The organism is Brachybacterium sp. SW0106-09, assembly GCF_001293905.1.
GTDB lineage: Bacteria > Actinomycetota > Actinomycetes > Actinomycetales > Dermabacteraceae > Brachybacterium > Brachybacterium conglomeratum.
In genome coordinates this window covers 1-15,296 of sequence record NZ_BCAK01000059.1, presented here as the reverse complement: position 1 = coordinate 15,296, position 15,296 = coordinate 1, and the positions used below count along the sequence as shown (strand labels likewise).

General features: G+C 74.2%; 14 protein-coding genes. 10 read left to right on the top strand and 4 right to left on the bottom strand.

Translation table 11 applies throughout. From position 1 onward, the window contains the following. Positions 1-119 precede the first annotated feature (119 nt). The 6 genes from Y09_RS16215 to ccsB all read left to right on the top strand — a co-directional run bounded on the left by Y09_RS16215 (position 120) and on the right by ccsB (position 5,788). Positions 120-725: a MarR family winged helix-turn-helix transcriptional regulator gene (locus tag Y09_RS16215; protein ID WP_234695772.1), complete on the top strand. Its 606-nt coding sequence runs from the start codon at positions 120-122 to the stop codon at positions 723-725. A 69-nt stretch (positions 726-794) separates the two neighbouring features. Beyond that, a complete protein-coding gene (locus Y09_RS16210) occupies positions 795-1,442 on the top strand; it encodes a histidine phosphatase family protein (RefSeq protein WP_053918908.1) in 648 nt (215 codons plus the stop codon). Continuing rightward, on the top strand, positions 1,439-2,038 hold the full coding sequence (locus Y09_RS16205; protein ID WP_053918907.1) for a TlpA disulfide reductase family protein: 600 nt from the start codon (positions 1,439-1,441) through the stop codon (positions 2,036-2,038). Before Y09_RS16210 ends, Y09_RS16205 begins: the two co-directional genes overlap by 4 nt. Continuing rightward, positions 2,035-2,856, top strand: a complete 822-nt coding sequence (locus Y09_RS16200; RefSeq protein ID WP_082358934.1) for a cytochrome c biogenesis CcdA family protein — start codon at positions 2,035-2,037, stop codon at positions 2,854-2,856. Before Y09_RS16205 ends, Y09_RS16200 begins: the two co-directional genes overlap by 4 nt. Next, entirely contained in the window at positions 2,856-4,637 is a 1,782-nt protein-coding gene (locus tag Y09_RS16195) for a cytochrome c biogenesis protein ResB (protein WP_053918906.1), read from the top strand. Before Y09_RS16200 ends, Y09_RS16195 begins: the two co-directional genes overlap by 1 nt. Beyond that, positions 4,634-5,788 (top strand): c-type cytochrome biogenesis protein CcsB, encoded by a 1,155-nt coding sequence (ccsB, locus tag Y09_RS16190; RefSeq protein ID WP_053918905.1) that lies wholly within the window; start codon positions 4,634-4,636, stop codon positions 5,786-5,788. Before Y09_RS16195 ends, ccsB begins: the two co-directional genes overlap by 4 nt. 549 nt (positions 5,789-6,337) lie before the next feature. On the opposite strand, the gene Y09_RS16185 is transcribed toward ccsB, so the two are convergent. Further along, positions 6,338-6,724: a PLD nuclease N-terminal domain-containing protein gene (locus tag Y09_RS16185; protein WP_053918904.1), complete on the bottom strand. Its 387-nt coding sequence runs from the start codon at positions 6,722-6,724 to the stop codon at positions 6,338-6,340. Positions 6,725-7,011: 287 nt separating this feature from the next. On the opposite strand from Y09_RS16185, the gene Y09_RS16180 reads away from it, so the two are divergent. Beyond that, complete coding sequence (locus Y09_RS16180; protein ID WP_053918903.1) at positions 7,012-7,380, top strand: DUF4229 domain-containing protein; 369 nt, start codon at positions 7,012-7,014, stop codon at positions 7,378-7,380. A 131-nt stretch (positions 7,381-7,511) separates the two neighbouring features. On the opposite strand, the gene Y09_RS16175 is transcribed toward Y09_RS16180, so the two are convergent. The 3 genes from Y09_RS16175 to Y09_RS16165 form a co-directional block, all read right to left on the bottom strand. Beyond that, on the bottom strand, positions 7,512-8,408 hold the full coding sequence (locus tag Y09_RS16175; protein WP_053918902.1) for a 1,4-dihydroxy-2-naphthoate polyprenyltransferase: 897 nt from the start codon (positions 8,406-8,408) through the stop codon (positions 7,512-7,514). A gap of 266 nt (positions 8,409-8,674) precedes the next feature. Next, positions 8,675-10,039, bottom strand: a complete 1,365-nt coding sequence (locus Y09_RS16170; RefSeq protein ID WP_053918901.1) for an AMP-binding protein — start codon at positions 10,037-10,039, stop codon at positions 8,675-8,677. A gap of 1 nt (position 10,040) precedes the next feature. After that, complete coding sequence (locus Y09_RS16165; protein ID WP_053918900.1) at positions 10,041-11,036, bottom strand: 1,4-dihydroxy-2-naphthoyl-CoA synthase; 996 nt, start codon at positions 11,034-11,036, stop codon at positions 10,041-10,043. A 160-nt stretch (positions 11,037-11,196) separates the two neighbouring features. Between Y09_RS16165 and Y09_RS16160 the strand changes: the two genes are divergently transcribed. The 3 genes from Y09_RS16160 to menD are packed head-to-tail and all read left to right on the top strand — an operon-like array spanning position 11,197 to position 15,147. Then, positions 11,197-12,249: a hypothetical protein gene (locus Y09_RS16160; RefSeq protein WP_053918899.1), complete on the top strand. Its 1,053-nt coding sequence runs from the start codon at positions 11,197-11,199 to the stop codon at positions 12,247-12,249. Between the two features lie 51 nt (positions 12,250-12,300). Next, entirely contained in the window at positions 12,301-13,278 is a 978-nt protein-coding gene (locus Y09_RS16155; protein ID WP_053918898.1) for an o-succinylbenzoate synthase, read from the top strand. Between the two features lie 51 nt (positions 13,279-13,329). Beyond that, the gene (menD, locus tag Y09_RS16150) at positions 13,330-15,147 is read left to right on the top strand and encodes a 2-succinyl-5-enolpyruvyl-6-hydroxy-3-cyclohexene-1-carboxylic-acid synthase (protein ID WP_053918897.1); all 1,818 of its coding nucleotides are present in this window, start codon (positions 13,330-13,332) and stop codon (positions 15,145-15,147) included. Positions 15,148-15,296: the final 149 nt, after the last annotated feature.

Sequence of the window (15,296 nt, the reverse complement as noted above, 5' to 3'; positions counted from 1 at the left end):
CTCGTGGTGGTCCGGTGGTGACGGGCGGCGGTCGAGCCGTTCCGCGTCGTCTTGCTTGAAAGCTAAACTAAAATGGGGGATGATGGCAAGAGGAAGAGTCCCTGGAAAGAGGAAACGTGATGCATGACACGACGTCAAGCGAGGAGCAGGCGGTCGCGGAGGCTTCGGTGAGCCCCGCGGTCGATGGTGCGCAGGACCAGGCGGACCGCGCCTCGACGCCCGAGGAGCTGTGGCTGACGGCGAAGGAGCAGGAGGCGTGGCGCACCTTCCTCTACGCCACCACCCTGCTCACCGACCGGTTCGGCGAGGCGCTGCAGTCCGATCCCGAGATCGGCCTGGCGCTGGGGGAGTACGAGATCCTGGTGCGCCTGAACGAGGCCGAGGGCGGGTTCCTGCGCATGTCCGAGCTGGCCGACAAGGTCGTCCACTCCCGCTCCCGCCTCACCCACACCATCACCCGCATGGAGAAGCGGGGCCTCGTCGAGCGCGTGCGCTGCTCCTCCGACGGTCGCGGCCGACAGGCCCAGCTGACCGCCGAGGGCCAGGCCCTTCTTGAGCGCGCCGCGCCCACGCACGTGCGCTCCGTCCGCGATCTCCTGCTGGATGTCATCGGCCACGACGACCTGCTCGAGCTCGGCAGGATCCTCGGCCGGACCATCGCGGAGGACGCCCCGATCGCCGTCGGATGTCCGGCACCTCACGAGGACGCCCCGGCTCGGAGCTGATCCGGAGGTGGGGTTGGTACCGTGAGGCGGCTCGCGAGAGCCTGCGACAGCGAGAGGGAGCCCCCAGCGATGACCACCACCACGGTGCACCTCGTCCGCCACGGCGAGGTGCACAACCCGGAGCGCATCCTGTACGGGCGCCTGCCCGGATACCGGCTCAGCGTCCGTGGTGAGCAGATGGCGCAGCGCGTCGGCGAGCACCTCGCCGGGGCCGACGTCGCCCTCGTGCGCTCCTCGCCGCTGCTGCGCGCCCAGCAGACCGCCGTCCCGATCGCCGCCGCGCACGACCTCGAGATCTCCACCGACCAGCGCCTCATCGAATCGGGCAACCGCTTCGAGGGCCAGCGCATGGGCCACGGCGACGCGAAGCTCACCGACCCGCGCAACTGGCGCTGGTTCGTCAACCCCTTCCGCCCCTCCTGGGGCGAGCCCTACCGGGAGCAGGTCGCGCGCGTGGTCTCCGCCGTGCACGAGGCCCGCGCCGCGGCCGAGGGCCGCGAGGCCGTGCTGGTGCTGCACCAGCTGCCGATCTGGGTCACCCGGCGCAGCGCGGAGGGCAAGCCCCTGTTCCACGACCCGCGCCGGCGCGAGTGCGGCCTCTGCTCGGTGACGAGCCTGCACTTCGTCGGCCCGCACCTGTCGGACGTCGGCTATGCCGAGCCCGCCGCCGCCCTCTACGACGGCGCCGTCGACGCGACCGGAGGGAAGCTCACATGAGGACCCCGCGCCCCGTCCCGAGCCGGCGCGGCCTCCTCCGCGTGGCCGCCGCGGCGCCGCTGGCCGTGCTGCTGGCAGCCTGCGGGACCGACACCTCCGACCGCTACGCCTCCGGGGAGGCCGGCTACGTCTCCGGCGACGGCGTCTCCGTCGAGATCCCCGCCGCCGAGCGCGGCGAGGCGATCGCCTTCACCGGCACCACCTTCGACCAGGAGCCGGTCGACCTCGCGGACACCCGCGGCGAGGTGCTCGTGCTGAACGTCTGGTACGCCTCCTGCCCGCCCTGCCGCAAGGAGGCGCCGGACCTCCAGGCCATCCACGAGGAGTACGCCGAGAAGGGCGTCTCCTTCCTCGGCATCAACGTGCGCGACGCCGCCGGCCCCGCGAAGGCCTTCGAGGAGCGGTACGGGATCACCTACCCCTCCGTGCCCGACACCGGCGCGGAGATCATGTACGCCCTGCGCGGTCAGGTCGCCCCGAACGCCGTCCCCTCCACGCTCGTGCTCGACCGCGAGGGGCGCGTCGCCGCCCGCATCTCCGGCGCCGCCGACCCCTCCGTGCTCCGCGCGATGATCGACGCGGTGGTCGCCGAATGATGCTCGCCGAGATCGGGGCCGCCTTCCAGGCGACCGCCCTGTCCGGATCGCTGCTGCTCGCGATCGCCGTCGCCGCCGCAGCGGGCCTGGTCGCCTTCCTCTCCCCGTGCGTGCTGCCGGTGGTCCCCGGCTATCTCGGGTACGTCTCGGGCCTCGCCGGCCAGGGCCGCGGCCCCGCCCCCGCCGCGAAGGGCACCGGCCGCCGCGCCGCCCGCCCGCAGCGGCCCGGCACCGGGCGGATGCTCGCCGGCTCCCTGCTGTTCGTGGCCGGGTTCGCGGTGGTGTTCATGGCGCTCGGCGGCTTCGCCGGCGCCGTCGGCTACCTCCTCCAGGAGCACGCCGTGTGGATCAACCGCGTCGCCGGCGCGATCGTGATCCTCATGGGCCTGGTGTTCATGGGCCTGATCCCGGGGCTGTCGGCCACGAAGCCGATCTCCTCGAAGAAGCCCGACGCGGGCCTGCTCGGCGCGCCGCTGATGGGACTCGTGTTCGGCCTGAGCTGGACCCCCTGCATCGGCCCCACCTACGCCGCCATCGTGGCGCTGTCCCTGGACGGCGGCGGCGACGGCGCGGCGGTCCGCGGCGGCGTCCTGGCGCTGGCCTACTCCCTCGGCCTCGGCATCCCCTTCGTGCTCTTCGCGCTGCTGTTCGAGCGCGCGCTCGGGCTGAGCAGGAAGCTGTCGGCCCACCGCCGCAGCATCGGCCTGCTCTCCGGCGCGCTGCTGATCGCGATCGGCGTGCTCCTGATGACCGGGGTGTGGGCGAGCTGGATGAGCGAGCTGCAGGGACTGATCGCGACCTTCGAACCGGTGGTGTGATGAGCGAGAAGAACCCCCGTCCCGACCGCGGCGTCCGGACCGACGACGCAGAGCGGCCCGGCACGGGCCCCGCCGAGGCAGGCGCCGAGGCGAGCGGATCCGGCACGGGCCCGTCGGAGTCCGGCAGCTGGTCCAGCAAACCCGAGGTCGACGGGAAGCGCCCCGCCGTGCCCTCGCTGGGACTGCGCGGCACGCTGCTGTTCCTGTGGCGGCAGCTGACCTCCATGCAGACGGCGCTCGTGCTGCTCATGCTGCTGGCCGTCGCCGCCATCCCCGGTTCGCTCTACCCGCAGCGCAGCGTGAACCCGGCCCTGACCGAGCAGTTCCTCGAGGAGAACGGCCGCTGGGGCGAGATCCTGGACGCGCTGGGCTTCTTCGAGGTCTTCTCCTCGCCGTGGTTCTCCGCGATCTACCTGCTGCTGTTCATCTCCCTGATCGGCTGCATCGTCCCGCGTGTCGGCGTGCACCTGAGGCAGCTGCGCGCGAAGCCGCCCCGCACCCCCTCCCGCCTGACCCGCTTCACCGGGTACACCCGCCTCGAGCTGCCCGGTGCGCAGGCCGACTCCCTGATCGAGACGGCCCATCGCAGCCTGCGCCGCTCCCGCTACCGCGCCGAGGTGCGCGAGGAGAGGGTCGGCCGCTCCGTCAGCGCCGAGCGGGGGCTGCTGCGCGAGACCGGCAACCTCCTGTTCCACATCGCGCTGGTCGGCGTGCTGGTGTGCATCGCCGGCGGCACCCTGACCAGCTACCGCGGCCAGGTCACGGTGGTCGAGGGCGGCGGCTTCGCGAACTCCCTGACCCAGTACGACTCCTTCGAGTCCGGGGCCTGGTTCGACGAGAACGACATGCCCGACTTCCGCTTCACCCTCGAGGATTTCCGCGCCACCTACGTCCAGCCCGGCGAGGCGGGGAAGGTCGGCGAGCCGCGCTCCTTCGAGGCCGACGTGCAGGTGACCACCCCCGGTCAGGAGCAGGAGTCCCGCACGGTCCAGGTCAACAAGCCCCTGCACGTCCCGGGCGCGTCGATGTACCTGCTCGGCAACGGCTACGCCCCCGAGATCACGGTCACCGACCCCGAGGGCACCGTCGTCGCCGAGGGGCCGCTGATCACCGTCCCGATGGGGGACACGAACTACACCTCCCAGGTGGTGCTCAAGGCGCCCGACGCCCAGCCCGAGCAGACCGCCGTGGTCGGCTTCTTCCTGCCCACCGGCACCATCGACGAGCAGGGACCGCGCTCCCTCTACCCCGACGCGCTGGACCCGCAGCTCGCCCTCACCGTCTACCAGGGCGACCTGGGCCTGGACTCCGGCGTGCCGCAGAACGCGTACGAGGTGGACCTCACCACCCTCACCCAGGTCCCGGGGGAGGACGGCGACCCGGTGCTGATCCGGCTGTACCCCGGCCAGGAGTACAGCCTCGCCGACGGCACCACCGTCAGCTTCGACGGGCTGAAGCGCTACGCCGCCTTCGACATCGCCCACAACCCCTTCGAGCGCTGGATCCTGATCAGCGCGCTGGTCGCCGTCGGCGGCCTGATCCTCTCCCTGTTCGTGCCGCGCCGGCGCCTGTGGGTGCGGGTGTGGGAGCAGGGCGGCACGACCGTGCTCGAGGTCGCCGGGCTCGCCCGCAGCGACGATCCCGCGCTCGCGGACGACGTGAAGGCCCTGGCGTCCCGGCTCTCGGAGGCGCACGATGGACAACGGCTCCCGGACGCCGCACCGTCCGGGCACCCCGAGGCGGACGCCTCGGGCGGACCCCGAGAAGGAAGTGCCCAGTGATCAACCAGCAGCTGGCAGAGCTCTCGAACCTCGCCATCGTGGTGACGATCGTGCTCTACGTACTCGCCCTGATCGGCTTCGGCGCCGATCTGGCCTCGTCCTCCCAGCGCCGCAGCGACGCCCGCCTCGCCGCCCAGGAGCGGAAGGAGGCGCAGGAGAGGGAGATGAGCCCCGCGAGCGTCGGCGCCTCGGGCGTCGAGGCGGAGGGGGCGACCGCCGCGGGTGGCACCGCGGTGGCCGCTCGCCCCGGCGCAGCGAGCGCGGGCTCCGCAGGCTCCGGCGCCGACGGCTCGGATTCCCTCGCCTCGGGCACCGCCGGTACCGGCATCGCGGGGGAGGCTCCCGCCGCGCCCGGCGGCATGTCCGCGCAGCGCTTCGCCTTCCTGCTGGCCTCGGCCGCGACCGTGCTGCTCCTGATCGGCGTGATCTCCCGTGCGCTCGCCACCCAGCGCGTCCCGTGGGCGAACATGTACGAGTTCGCGACCACCTCCACCGCGGTCGTGATGGTCGCCTTCCTCGCCTTCAGCGTGCGCCGCACGGAGCTGCGGGCGCTGGGCACCTTCGTCGTCGGCCCCGTGCTGCTCGTGCTGCTGCTCGCGCAGACGTTCTGGATCGTGCCCGCCGCCGAGCTCACCCCGAGCCTGCAGAACTCCCACTGGATCTACATCCACATCGGCGTCGCGATCATGGCGACGGCGCTGTCGATCCTCGGCGCGGTCGTCGCCTCGATGCAGCTGCTCCAGGCGACGCACGAGCGCGTCCTCGCCGAGCGCGCCGCGACCGAGGAGTTCCCCGAGCACTGGGGCCGCTTCGGGCACGTGCTGGACCGGCTGCCCTCCTCGTCCTCCCTCGAGGCGCTGAGCTTCCGCATCCACTCGGTCGCGTTCGTGTGCTGGACCTTCACCCTGATCTTCGGGGCGATCTGGGCGCGCGAGGCCTGGGGCCGCTTCTGGGGCTGGGACCCCAAGGAGGTGTGGACGTTCATCATCTGGGTGATCTACGCGGCCTACCTCCACGCCCGCGCCACCGGCGGCTTCCGCGGCTCCCGTGCAGCGGGCCTGGCCCTGGCCGGCTTCGTCGCCGTGGTCTTCAACTACACGATCGTGAACACGGTCATCAACGGCCTGCACTCCTACTCCGGGCTCGGCTGAGACTCCGGCCAGGGGAGGCAGTCCGGCCTCGGGTGATTCTCCGGCCTCGGCTGGTGCTCCGGTCCCGGCTCTGCCCGCGCCGCGCAGTTCTTCGACGATCCGTTCCTGGACCTGGAACGGATCGTCGAAGTGTTTCCGGCCGCCGCCGTGCGGACGAGACCAGGGCCGCAGCGCGAAGAGTCGATCGACGTCAGGTACCAGCATTCTGGTACTTGATGTCGATCAGCTCTGTGCAGCGGTGGTGTGGACGGGGTCGGTGCCTGTGCACGTGCAGTTGGTCGACCTGAGGTACCACTTTCCCGGTACCTGACGTCGATCAAGTCTGTGCAGCGGTGGTGTGGACGGGGTCGGTGCCTGTGCACGTGCAGTTGGTCGACCTGAGGTACCACCTTTCTGGTACCTGGCGTCGATCGACTCCGGTGGGAGGGCTCGGCCGAGCTTCGCTGAGTGGGCCTGGCCGACCTCAGGTGACCGGTCCAGCCAGCAGGTGACGGCATGCGGCGCGCCGAAGCGCGGATCGCCGAGGCGGAACCTCCCGGCCCAGCCTGCTCAGGCGCTGCGGCCGGTGTCGGTGCCGCTGTCGCCGGGGCCGTCGTCGAGCTCGCCGGAGTCGCCGGGGCCTTCGCCGCGCTCGCGACGCTCACGACGCTCGCGGCGGATGTCCTCGTCGAGCTTGCGCAGGAACTCGGGATCCTCGTCAGGGGCGAGGGGGCCGTCGCGCCGCGGACCGGGACCGCCGGAGGAGCCTCGGCCCCACGAGCGCTCCTTGCCCACGAACAGCCAGGTGAGCGGTCCCACCCAGGGAATCAGCACGATCAGCACGATCCATGCCCATTTCGGCACGCCTCTGACCTTGTCGTCCTGGGTCTGCACGCAGTCGGCGAGTGCGAAGACGGTCAGGGCGATCGAGAGGACTGCCAGGATGCCGCGGGCCATGGGGACAGTCTAGGCCGGGGACCTGGGACGAGGCCGGGGACTCGGGACCGGATCGGGGACTCGGGACGGGGCAGGGGGGGCTCTGGACCAGATCGGGGACTCAGGACGGGATCGGGGACCGGGCAGGGACGCGGGACGAGACCGGAGTACGGCAGGGCTGCCCATCGCGTCCGCGGCAGGGCTCGCCGCGCGCGCCGTGATCGCGGCCCGCAGCCCGCGGCGTGATCCTGGCCCCGAGCTGCCTCCGGGGACAGCGGGTTCCCGGACGGGGGACCTAGTCTGGAGCGATGCGACAGTTCCTGCTCTACGCCGTCATCCGCCTGGGCCTGTGGATCGCCCTGTGGTGGGTGCTCACCGTGGTCGGGGTGGGCGTGATGCTCGCCGGCGTGCTCGCGGCGTTGATCGCGATGCTGATCTCGATCCTGTTCCTGGACCGTCTGCGGGGCGCCGCGGCGATGCGCTGGAAGGTCGCGCACGAGCGCCGGGTCGAGAAGCGCGGCGAGACCGTGGACGAGGACGCCGAGTACGAGGACGGGCTCTTCGCCGACGAGGTCCGGATCGACGGAGAGACGCGGGCGGGGGACTCCGCCGCAGGCCCCGCGGACCTGCCCGACCTCCCCGAGGACGGCACGAGCGACAGGGACACCAGGGCCTGAGCCGCCCCAGGGCGCTCAGCGCGCTGACACGCTGCCCTGAGCCCTGAGCCCTGAGCCCTGAGCCCTGAGCCCCTAGCTGGGGCCCGCTGCTCCCCGAATGTTGCGTCGTGCGGACCGGCGGGCCGACGAGGTCAGAGCACGAGGCCGACGAGCAGCTGCAGCGAGAAGACCAGCTCGAGCCGTCCGGTCGCGCCGAGCACGGGGATCAGGTCCCGGCCCATCGCCCCGCCGAGCACCTTCCGCACCGGACCGATGGCGAGCGGCAGGGCGAGCAGCACGAGCGCCGCGGGCCAGTGCGCGATGATCACCGGCACCATGAGCACGAAGGGCGCCAGCAGCGTCGTCGTGTAGAGCAGGCGCGTGCCGCGCTCACCGAGTCGGACCGCGAGGGTCCTCTTGCCGGAGACGGCATCGGTGGGGATGTCGCGCAGGTTGTTGGTGAGCATCAGCGCGACGGCGAGCAGCCCGATCGCGACCGAGGCGAGCAGCGCCGCCCAGGAGGGGCGGCCCGTGATCGCGAGCGCCGTGCCGTTGACGGCGACGAGACCGAAGAACACGAACACGAAGAACTCGCCGAGGCCCAGGTAGCCGTAGGGCTTCCTGCCGCCGGTGTAGAACCAGGCTGCGGCGATCGCGGCGGCGCCGACGACCAGCGCCCACCACATCTGCGCCACGGCCACCAGCACGACGCCGAACAGGCCGCCGAGGGCGAGGGAGATGATCGCGGCGCGCTTCACGGTCGCGGGGCGGGCGGCGCCGGAGCCGGTGAGGCGGAAGGGGCCGACCCGGTCGTCGTCCGTGCCGCGGATCCCGTCGGAGTAGTCGTTGGCGAAGTTCACGCCGATCTGCAGCGAGAAGGAGACGGCGAGGGCCAGCAGCGCTCGGGGGATCACCAGCGCCCAGTCGACCGATCCGGTGAGCTCGCCGAGCTGCCACACGGCGACGCCGGTTCCGGCGGCGACGGGGGCGAGGGCGGCGGGGAGGGTCTTCGGGCGGGCGCCCTCCACCCACTGCGGCAGGCTGGCCATCGTGCTCCTCACGCGTGCTGGGGCCGGCGGTCGACGGCCCCGACGAGCTTACGCCGCGGCGCGGCGCCGGACCGTCCCGTCGACTGTGAGTCGTGACCCGAGTGACGAGCACCGGGCCACCCGGATGCCGGGCCGCCGCGATGCAGGATCGACCCGATGCCGGGCAGCTCCGATGCCCCGCCGCCGCTCTGCTCGACGTCCGCGGCGTACGGACTCCGCGGCCTCCCCGACGGCGCGGCCGACCGGCAGGGCGGGGCGGCGGACCCTCAGCCGCCGGCGAGGCGGCGGGCGGCGGCGCGGTCCACCTTGCCGATGCCCAGCAGCGGCAGCTCCTCGACGACGTGGACGCGCTTGGGGATCATGTGCGCGGGCACCTCGGTGGTGCGCAGCGCGGAGCGGACGAGCGCCGAGGCCTCCGCGGGGTCCGTGCCCTCCTCGAGGGTGACCAGCGCCTCGACCCGCTGGCCCCATTCCGGATCGGGCACCCCGACCACGACGGAGGTGCGGACCAGACCGCGCAGCATGAGGGAGCGGTCGATCGCGCGCTCGACGTCCTGGGGGAGGACCTTGCGTCCGCCGGTGTTGATCACGTCGTCGGCCCGACCCAGCACGGTCAGCGCTCCGTCGTCCCCGATCTCGGCGAGGTCGGAGGTGAGGAAGGCGCGGTCCGCGCTCTCGCAGGAGACCACAGCGCCGGAGACTGCGGCGTCGGCGGCCGGCCAGTCGGCCGACGGGGAGGCGCCGGCGAACACTCCGCCGTCGGTGCCGCCGCCCTCGGTGAGATAGCCGAGGGCGAGGGTGGGGGAGGAGATCCGCAGCCGGCCCGCGCCGGACTCGTCGGGGTCGAGCACCGACAGGGACACCCCGGGCAGCGGCCGACGGTCGTAGACGCAGCCGCCCGCGGTCTCGGAGGAGCCGTAGGTGGTGCGCACCGGGATCCGCTGCCCGCGGGCGCGTGCGAGGACGTCGGTGCTGGTCGCCGCTCCGCCGACGAGCACGGCGGCGAAGCGCTTCAGCAGGCCGCGGGCGCGGGCGTCGTCCCCGGTCGCGCCGGTGACGATGCGGGTGAGCTGGGTGGGGACGAGGGAGGTCATCGCCGGCAGCCCGGCCCGCTCCGCCTGCTCGAGGACGGGTCCGGCGAGCTCCACGAAGGCGGCGGCATCGAAATGGCCGCGCAGGTCCGGCAGCGGATCCGGCAGGGCGGGCCCCGGAAGGCCCAGCACCTGGCCGGTGCGGTGCGCGCGGGCGAGGACCTGCACCCCGGCGATGTGCGTGGGCGGCAGCAGCGGCAGCCAGAACCCGTGCCCGCGGGAGTCCGGGGCGGTGCCGTCGGCGGCGAAGAGCTGCGCGGTCGCGTCCTGCGAGACCCTCAGCGCGGCGAGGCCGAGCGCGACGGCCTTCGCGGTGCCGGTCGAGCCGGAGGTCGGGACCACCAGCGCCGTGTCCTCGAGCCCGGCGGGCAGCCTGTCCGGGGCCGGGAAGGGCCCGAGCCACAGGCGCGCCCGGCCCGCCATCACCTCGCCGATCGCCTCGGAGTGCGCGGCGAGAGAGGCGGCGGAGGCGTCGTAGGCGGGCGGGACCAGCCAGGGCAGGGACGCGGCGGCGGGGCCGTCGGGCACGGGCGCGGCCATCTCAGCCCTGCGGGTGGGGGAAGGAGGACCAGTCGGGGTCGCGCTTCTCGAGGAAGGCGTCGCGGCCCTCGGCGGCCTCGTCGGTCATGTACGCCAGCCGCGTCGCCTCCCCGGCGAAGACCTGCTGGCCCATGAGCCCGTCGTCGGCGAGGTTGAAGGCGAACTTCAGCATCCGGATCGCCTGCGGGGACTTCGTCGCGATGGTCGCGGCCATCGCGAGGGCCTCCTCCTCGATCCGTGCGTGGTCGACGACCCGGTTCACGGCCCCCCAGCCGTAGGCGTCCTGGGCGGAGTACTCCTCGGCCAGGAAGAAGATCTCCCGCGCCCGCTTCTGCCCGACCTGCTTGGCGAGATAGGCGGAGCCGTAGCCGCCGTCGAAGGAGCCGACGTTCGCGTCGGTCTGCTTGAAGCGGGCGTGCTCGCGGGAGGCGATCGACATGTCCGCGACCACGTGCAGGGAGTGCCCGCCGCCGGCGGCCCAGCCGTTCACGACCGCGATCACGACCTTGCCCATGGTGCGCATGAGGCGCTGCACCTCGAGGATGTGGAGGCGACCCGCGGAACGGGTGCGCACGGAACCGGTCTCCTCCACAGCCTCCTCTGCGGCGTACTCGTAGCCGGCACGGCCGCGGATCCGCTGGTCGCCGCCGGAGCAGAAGGAGTGCCCGCCGTCCTTGGGGGAGGGGCCGTTGCCGGTCAGCAGGATCACGCCCACCCCGGTGTCGAGCCGGGCATGGTCCAGCGCCCGGTACAGCTCGTCGACGGTGTGGGGGCGGAAGGCGTTGCGCACCTCGGGACGGTCGAAGGCGATCCGCACCGTCGGGAGGTCCCGGGAGGTCAGCTCCCCGTCCGGCGACTCGATCCGCTCCACCGCCCGGTGGTAGGTGATGTCGGTGAGCTCGGGCCCGCCGTGCTCCTGTGCCGGCACCTCCCGCCAGCGGCGGGGGTCGAAGGTGTCGGAGACCCGACGGGGCAGCGGAGAGGGCGGGGTCGTCATGGCCTCCAGGGTAGTCCGGGCAGAGCGGGCCGCGGAGCGCTCCGGGGCCGGCCGCGGGTGCGCATCTCGAGGGCCCCGGTGCGCGGGCCGAGCAGGAGTCGTCATGCGGTGGTCATCTGAGGGTCGCCCGTGCTCCATCGGGCCGCGGCACCCTGGGCGCATGCATCCTCGACCCTCCCGCCGCGCCCTCCTCGCCGCCACGGCGCTCTCCTCCGCGACCGTCCTGCCGGCGCTCCTGACCGACTCCGCGACCGCCGTCCCCGCCTCGGACGGGCCGCGCTTCCGCATCGCGGTCGCGACCAACGAGCCCTGGGGCACCTACCACGTCAGGCCGGTGCTGGACGACATCGCCGCCCGCGGCGGCGAGATCCTCCAGGTCGTCCCCGACCTCGAGGGGATCGGCGCCGAGGAGACGGTCCCGGTCCGCACGATCGAGCAGATGCGGGCCGAGGACGTCGACCTCCTCGTCGTCAGCGGCGCGACCGACTGGCCCGGACAGGTGGCCGAGGCCCTGCCCGACATCCCGGTGCTCGCCTCGAGCCTGGCCTACATGAACGCGGTCGAAGGGCCGCACGCCGCCGCGCTCCGCCCCCGGCTGCTGCCCGGCACCGCCAGCTCGGACGCCGAGGCCGAGACCTTCGCCGTGCACATGGGCGTGCCCGTCCCCTCGCTGCGCGTGGTCGGGATCCCCGAGCTCGACGAACTGCCGCAGCGTGCCCCGGAGTCCGGCACCGTCCTGGTCGCGACCTCGGTGACGCACGCCGACGAGACCGGCGGCGCCGCGCCGGGCGCCGAGCTGCTGCTCGAGACCGCGCACGCGCTCGCCGACCGGGGACGCAGGATCCTCGTCGGCCTGCACCCGCGCGAGGACCGCTCGCTGTGGAGCGACTTCGAGATCGCCGAGGAGGGCACGCTCGCGGCCTCCGCCCGCGCCGAGGCGGTCGTCGGCATCCCGGGATCCGTGTTCCCGAAGATCGCCGCCGTCGGCACGCCGCTCGTCGGGATCACCGCCGACGGGATCCAGGTGCCCCAGTACCTCCTGGACCTCGGCGCCTCCGCCGCGACCCTCGAGGAGGCGCTCGCCGCCGTGGAGAGCGCCGAGCCGGTGGACAAGCGGACGCTGCGCCACGTGGTCGGCCCGCTCGGCCGCGCCGGGACGACCTACGCGCAGGTCCTCTTCGCCGCCGCGCGGCGGGTCGGGCGCGAGCGCTGACCCGTCGCGACGCCGGAGGCGCGACGGAGACGGGCTGACTACCCTGGCCCGATGCACATCCCCACCCCCCTCCGCGAGCGCGGCATCGACCGCGTCCACGCCTGGTCCATCCCGATGACCACCCGTTTCCGCCGGATCACCGAGCGCGACGGCCTGCTGCTGCACGGTCCGGAGGGCTGGGCGGAGTTCTCCCCGTTCTGGGACTACGACGCGGCCGAGTCGACGGCCTGGCTGCGCGCCGCACTCGAGGACGCGACGACGCCCCGCCCCGCACCGCGGCGCGAGGAGGTCGAGGTCAACGCCACGATCCCGGTGCTCCCGCCGGTGCTCGCGGCGCGGATCGCGACGGTCGGCGGGGCGCGGACGGCGAAGGTGAAGGTCGCCGACCCCGGCTCCGACCTCGCCTCCGACGCGCAGCGCCTCGAGGCGGTCCGCGACGCGATGGGCCCCGACGCCCGGATCCGCATCGACGCGAACGCCGCCTGGACGTACGACGAGGCGCTCGAGGCGCTGCCCGTCCTGGACCGGGCCGCGGGCGGGCTCGAGTACGCCGAGCAGCCCTGCGCCGCGCTCGAGGACCTCGCCGCGCTGCGCCGCGCCCTCGACATCCCGATCGCGGCCGACGAGTCGGTGCGCCGGGCGGAGGACCCGCTCCGGGTCGCCCGGGCCGAGGCCGCCGACCTGCTGGTGATGAAGGTCCAGCCGCTCGGCGGCATCACCCGCTGCCTCGAGCTGGCCGAGGAGGCGGGGCTGCCGGTCGTGGTCTCCTCCGCGCTCGAGTCGAGCATCGGCCTCGGCGCGGGGCTCGCCCTCGCCGCGGCGCTGCCGGAGCTGCCGCACGCCTGCGGTCTCGCGACCGCGACCCTGCTCACCGGCGACCTCGCCCCGCAGCCGCTGCACACGACCGGCGGCACGCTGCCCGTCGGCCGGACGGCGCCGAGCGAGGAGCTGCTCGCCCGCCACGCGGCCGACGACGCCCTCGCCGCGCGCTGGGAGGAGCGGCTCGCGGCCTGCGCGTCCCTGCTCTGACAGCACGTGAACTCTGACAGCACGTGAGCAGGCCGGGACTACGCTGACGGGGTGCACGAGCCCTCCGCCCCGATCCCCGCTCCGCTGACGATCCCCGCGCCCCGGCCCACCGGCTCCGGCGCGGTGGACCAGGCGGTCGCGGTCTGGTCCGCGCTCGCGGAGCTCGGACTGGCCGAGGCGGTGCTCAGCCCCGGCTCCCGCTCAGCGCCGCTGGTCTACGCGCTCGCGGCCGACGAGGTCGCCGGTCGGATCCGTGCCCACGTCCGGATCGACGAGCGTGCCGCCGCCTTCACCGCCCTGGGTCTCGGCCGCCTGGATCCCGCCCGGCCCGCCGCGGTCGTGACCACCTCCGGCACCGCCACCGCGCACCTCCACGCCGCCGTGATGGAGGCCCACCACTCGCGGATCCCGCTGCTCGTGCTCACCGCGGACCGGCCCGCCGAGCTGCGCGAGGTCGGCGCGAACCAGACCACTCGCCAGGCCGGCATGTTCCGCTCCCTGGTGCGCCTGGCCGTGGACCTGCCCGCCCCGACCGCCGAGGCGGCGAGCCCGGTCGAGCTGCGCACCGCCGTCTCCACCGCCGCCCGCGCCCTCGCCGCCGCGACCGGGGAGCACCCCGGGCCCGTGCACCTGAACCTCTCCTTCCGCGACCCGCTCGTGCCCCGCGCAGAGGATTCGGAGCAGCCCGACAGGACCGCGGCGCCCGAGCGGATCGTCGTCACGCGGCGCGTCCCCGCCCCGGCGCCCGCCCCGCAGCCGGTCCCGGTCGACCCCCGCACCGTCGTCGTCGCCGGGGACGGGGCAGGACCGGCCGCCGCCGCGCTCTCCGACGCGCACGGCCTGCCGCTGCTGGCCGAGCCGAGCTCCGGCGCGCTCACGGCGGACGGCCTCGTCCCCCGTCATCCCGCGCTGCTGCGCGAGGTGATGGCCGATCCCGCGCACCCGCTGCGCCCGCGCCGCGCGATCGTGCTCGGCCACCCCACGCTGTCCCGGCCGGTCGTCGGCGCGCTCCTGGGCGCGGCCGACGTCGAGGTGGTCGTCGTGGACCCGCATCCGGACTGGCCCGACGTGGCCCGCCGTGCGAGCCTCGTCGTCCCCGCCGCGATCGGGCAGGAGATCCCCGGGACGGGCCAGGAGGCGACCGGGACCGGGCAGGACGCACTCGGTCCCGGACAGGACGCGGCCTCACCCGGTGCCGCGCCGGCCGCGCCCGACGCCCCGGAGATCGATCTGGCACAGCGCCGCGCGTGGATCCAGGCGTGGCGCACCGCGGCCGACGCCGCCGCGGCCCGGCTGCCGCAGCCGTGGCAGCAGCGCGCCGCGCTCGCCGTCTGGGAGGCCTCCGGGCCGGGCGACCTGCTCGTGCTCGGCTCCTCGAGCCTCGTGCGCGACCTCGAGCAGCATGCCGGCCCTACCTCTGCGCAGGTGATCGCCAACCGCGGCCTCGCCGGGATCGACGGCACCACCGCCATGGCCGGCGGCCTCGCCCTGGCCCGCGCCGCGCGGGACGAGCCGGGGGAGCGGGGCCGCACGCGGCTCCTGGTGGGCGATCTCACCGCCCTCCACGACCTCACAGGTCTGCTCGTCGGCCCCGAGGAGCCGCGCCCCGATCTCGACGTGATCGTCGTCGACGACGGCGGGGGCCGCATCTTCTCCGGCCTCGAGCACGCCGCGGCGCCGCCCGCGCTGCTGCGCCGCTTCTTCACCACCCCGCACGGCGCCGACATCGCCGCGGTCGCCGCGGGTCTCGGCGCCGACGCGCGCTCCCTCGAGGCCGACGAGCTGCCGGCGGCGCTCGCCGAACCCGCGCAGGGCCTGCGCGTGCTCGTCGTCCAGGAGTCGCTCAGCGAGGTCCCGAGGAACTCTTGAGCGCGAGTGGTGACATGACCCCATGAACGACGAGCACGCCCCGCAGCCGCCCCGCGACCCGAGCGCCGGGACCCCGGATGCCCCGTACGGCACGACCCCGACCTACGGCAGCCCTGCCCCCGACGACGGGGCGTCCCCCTACGCCGCGT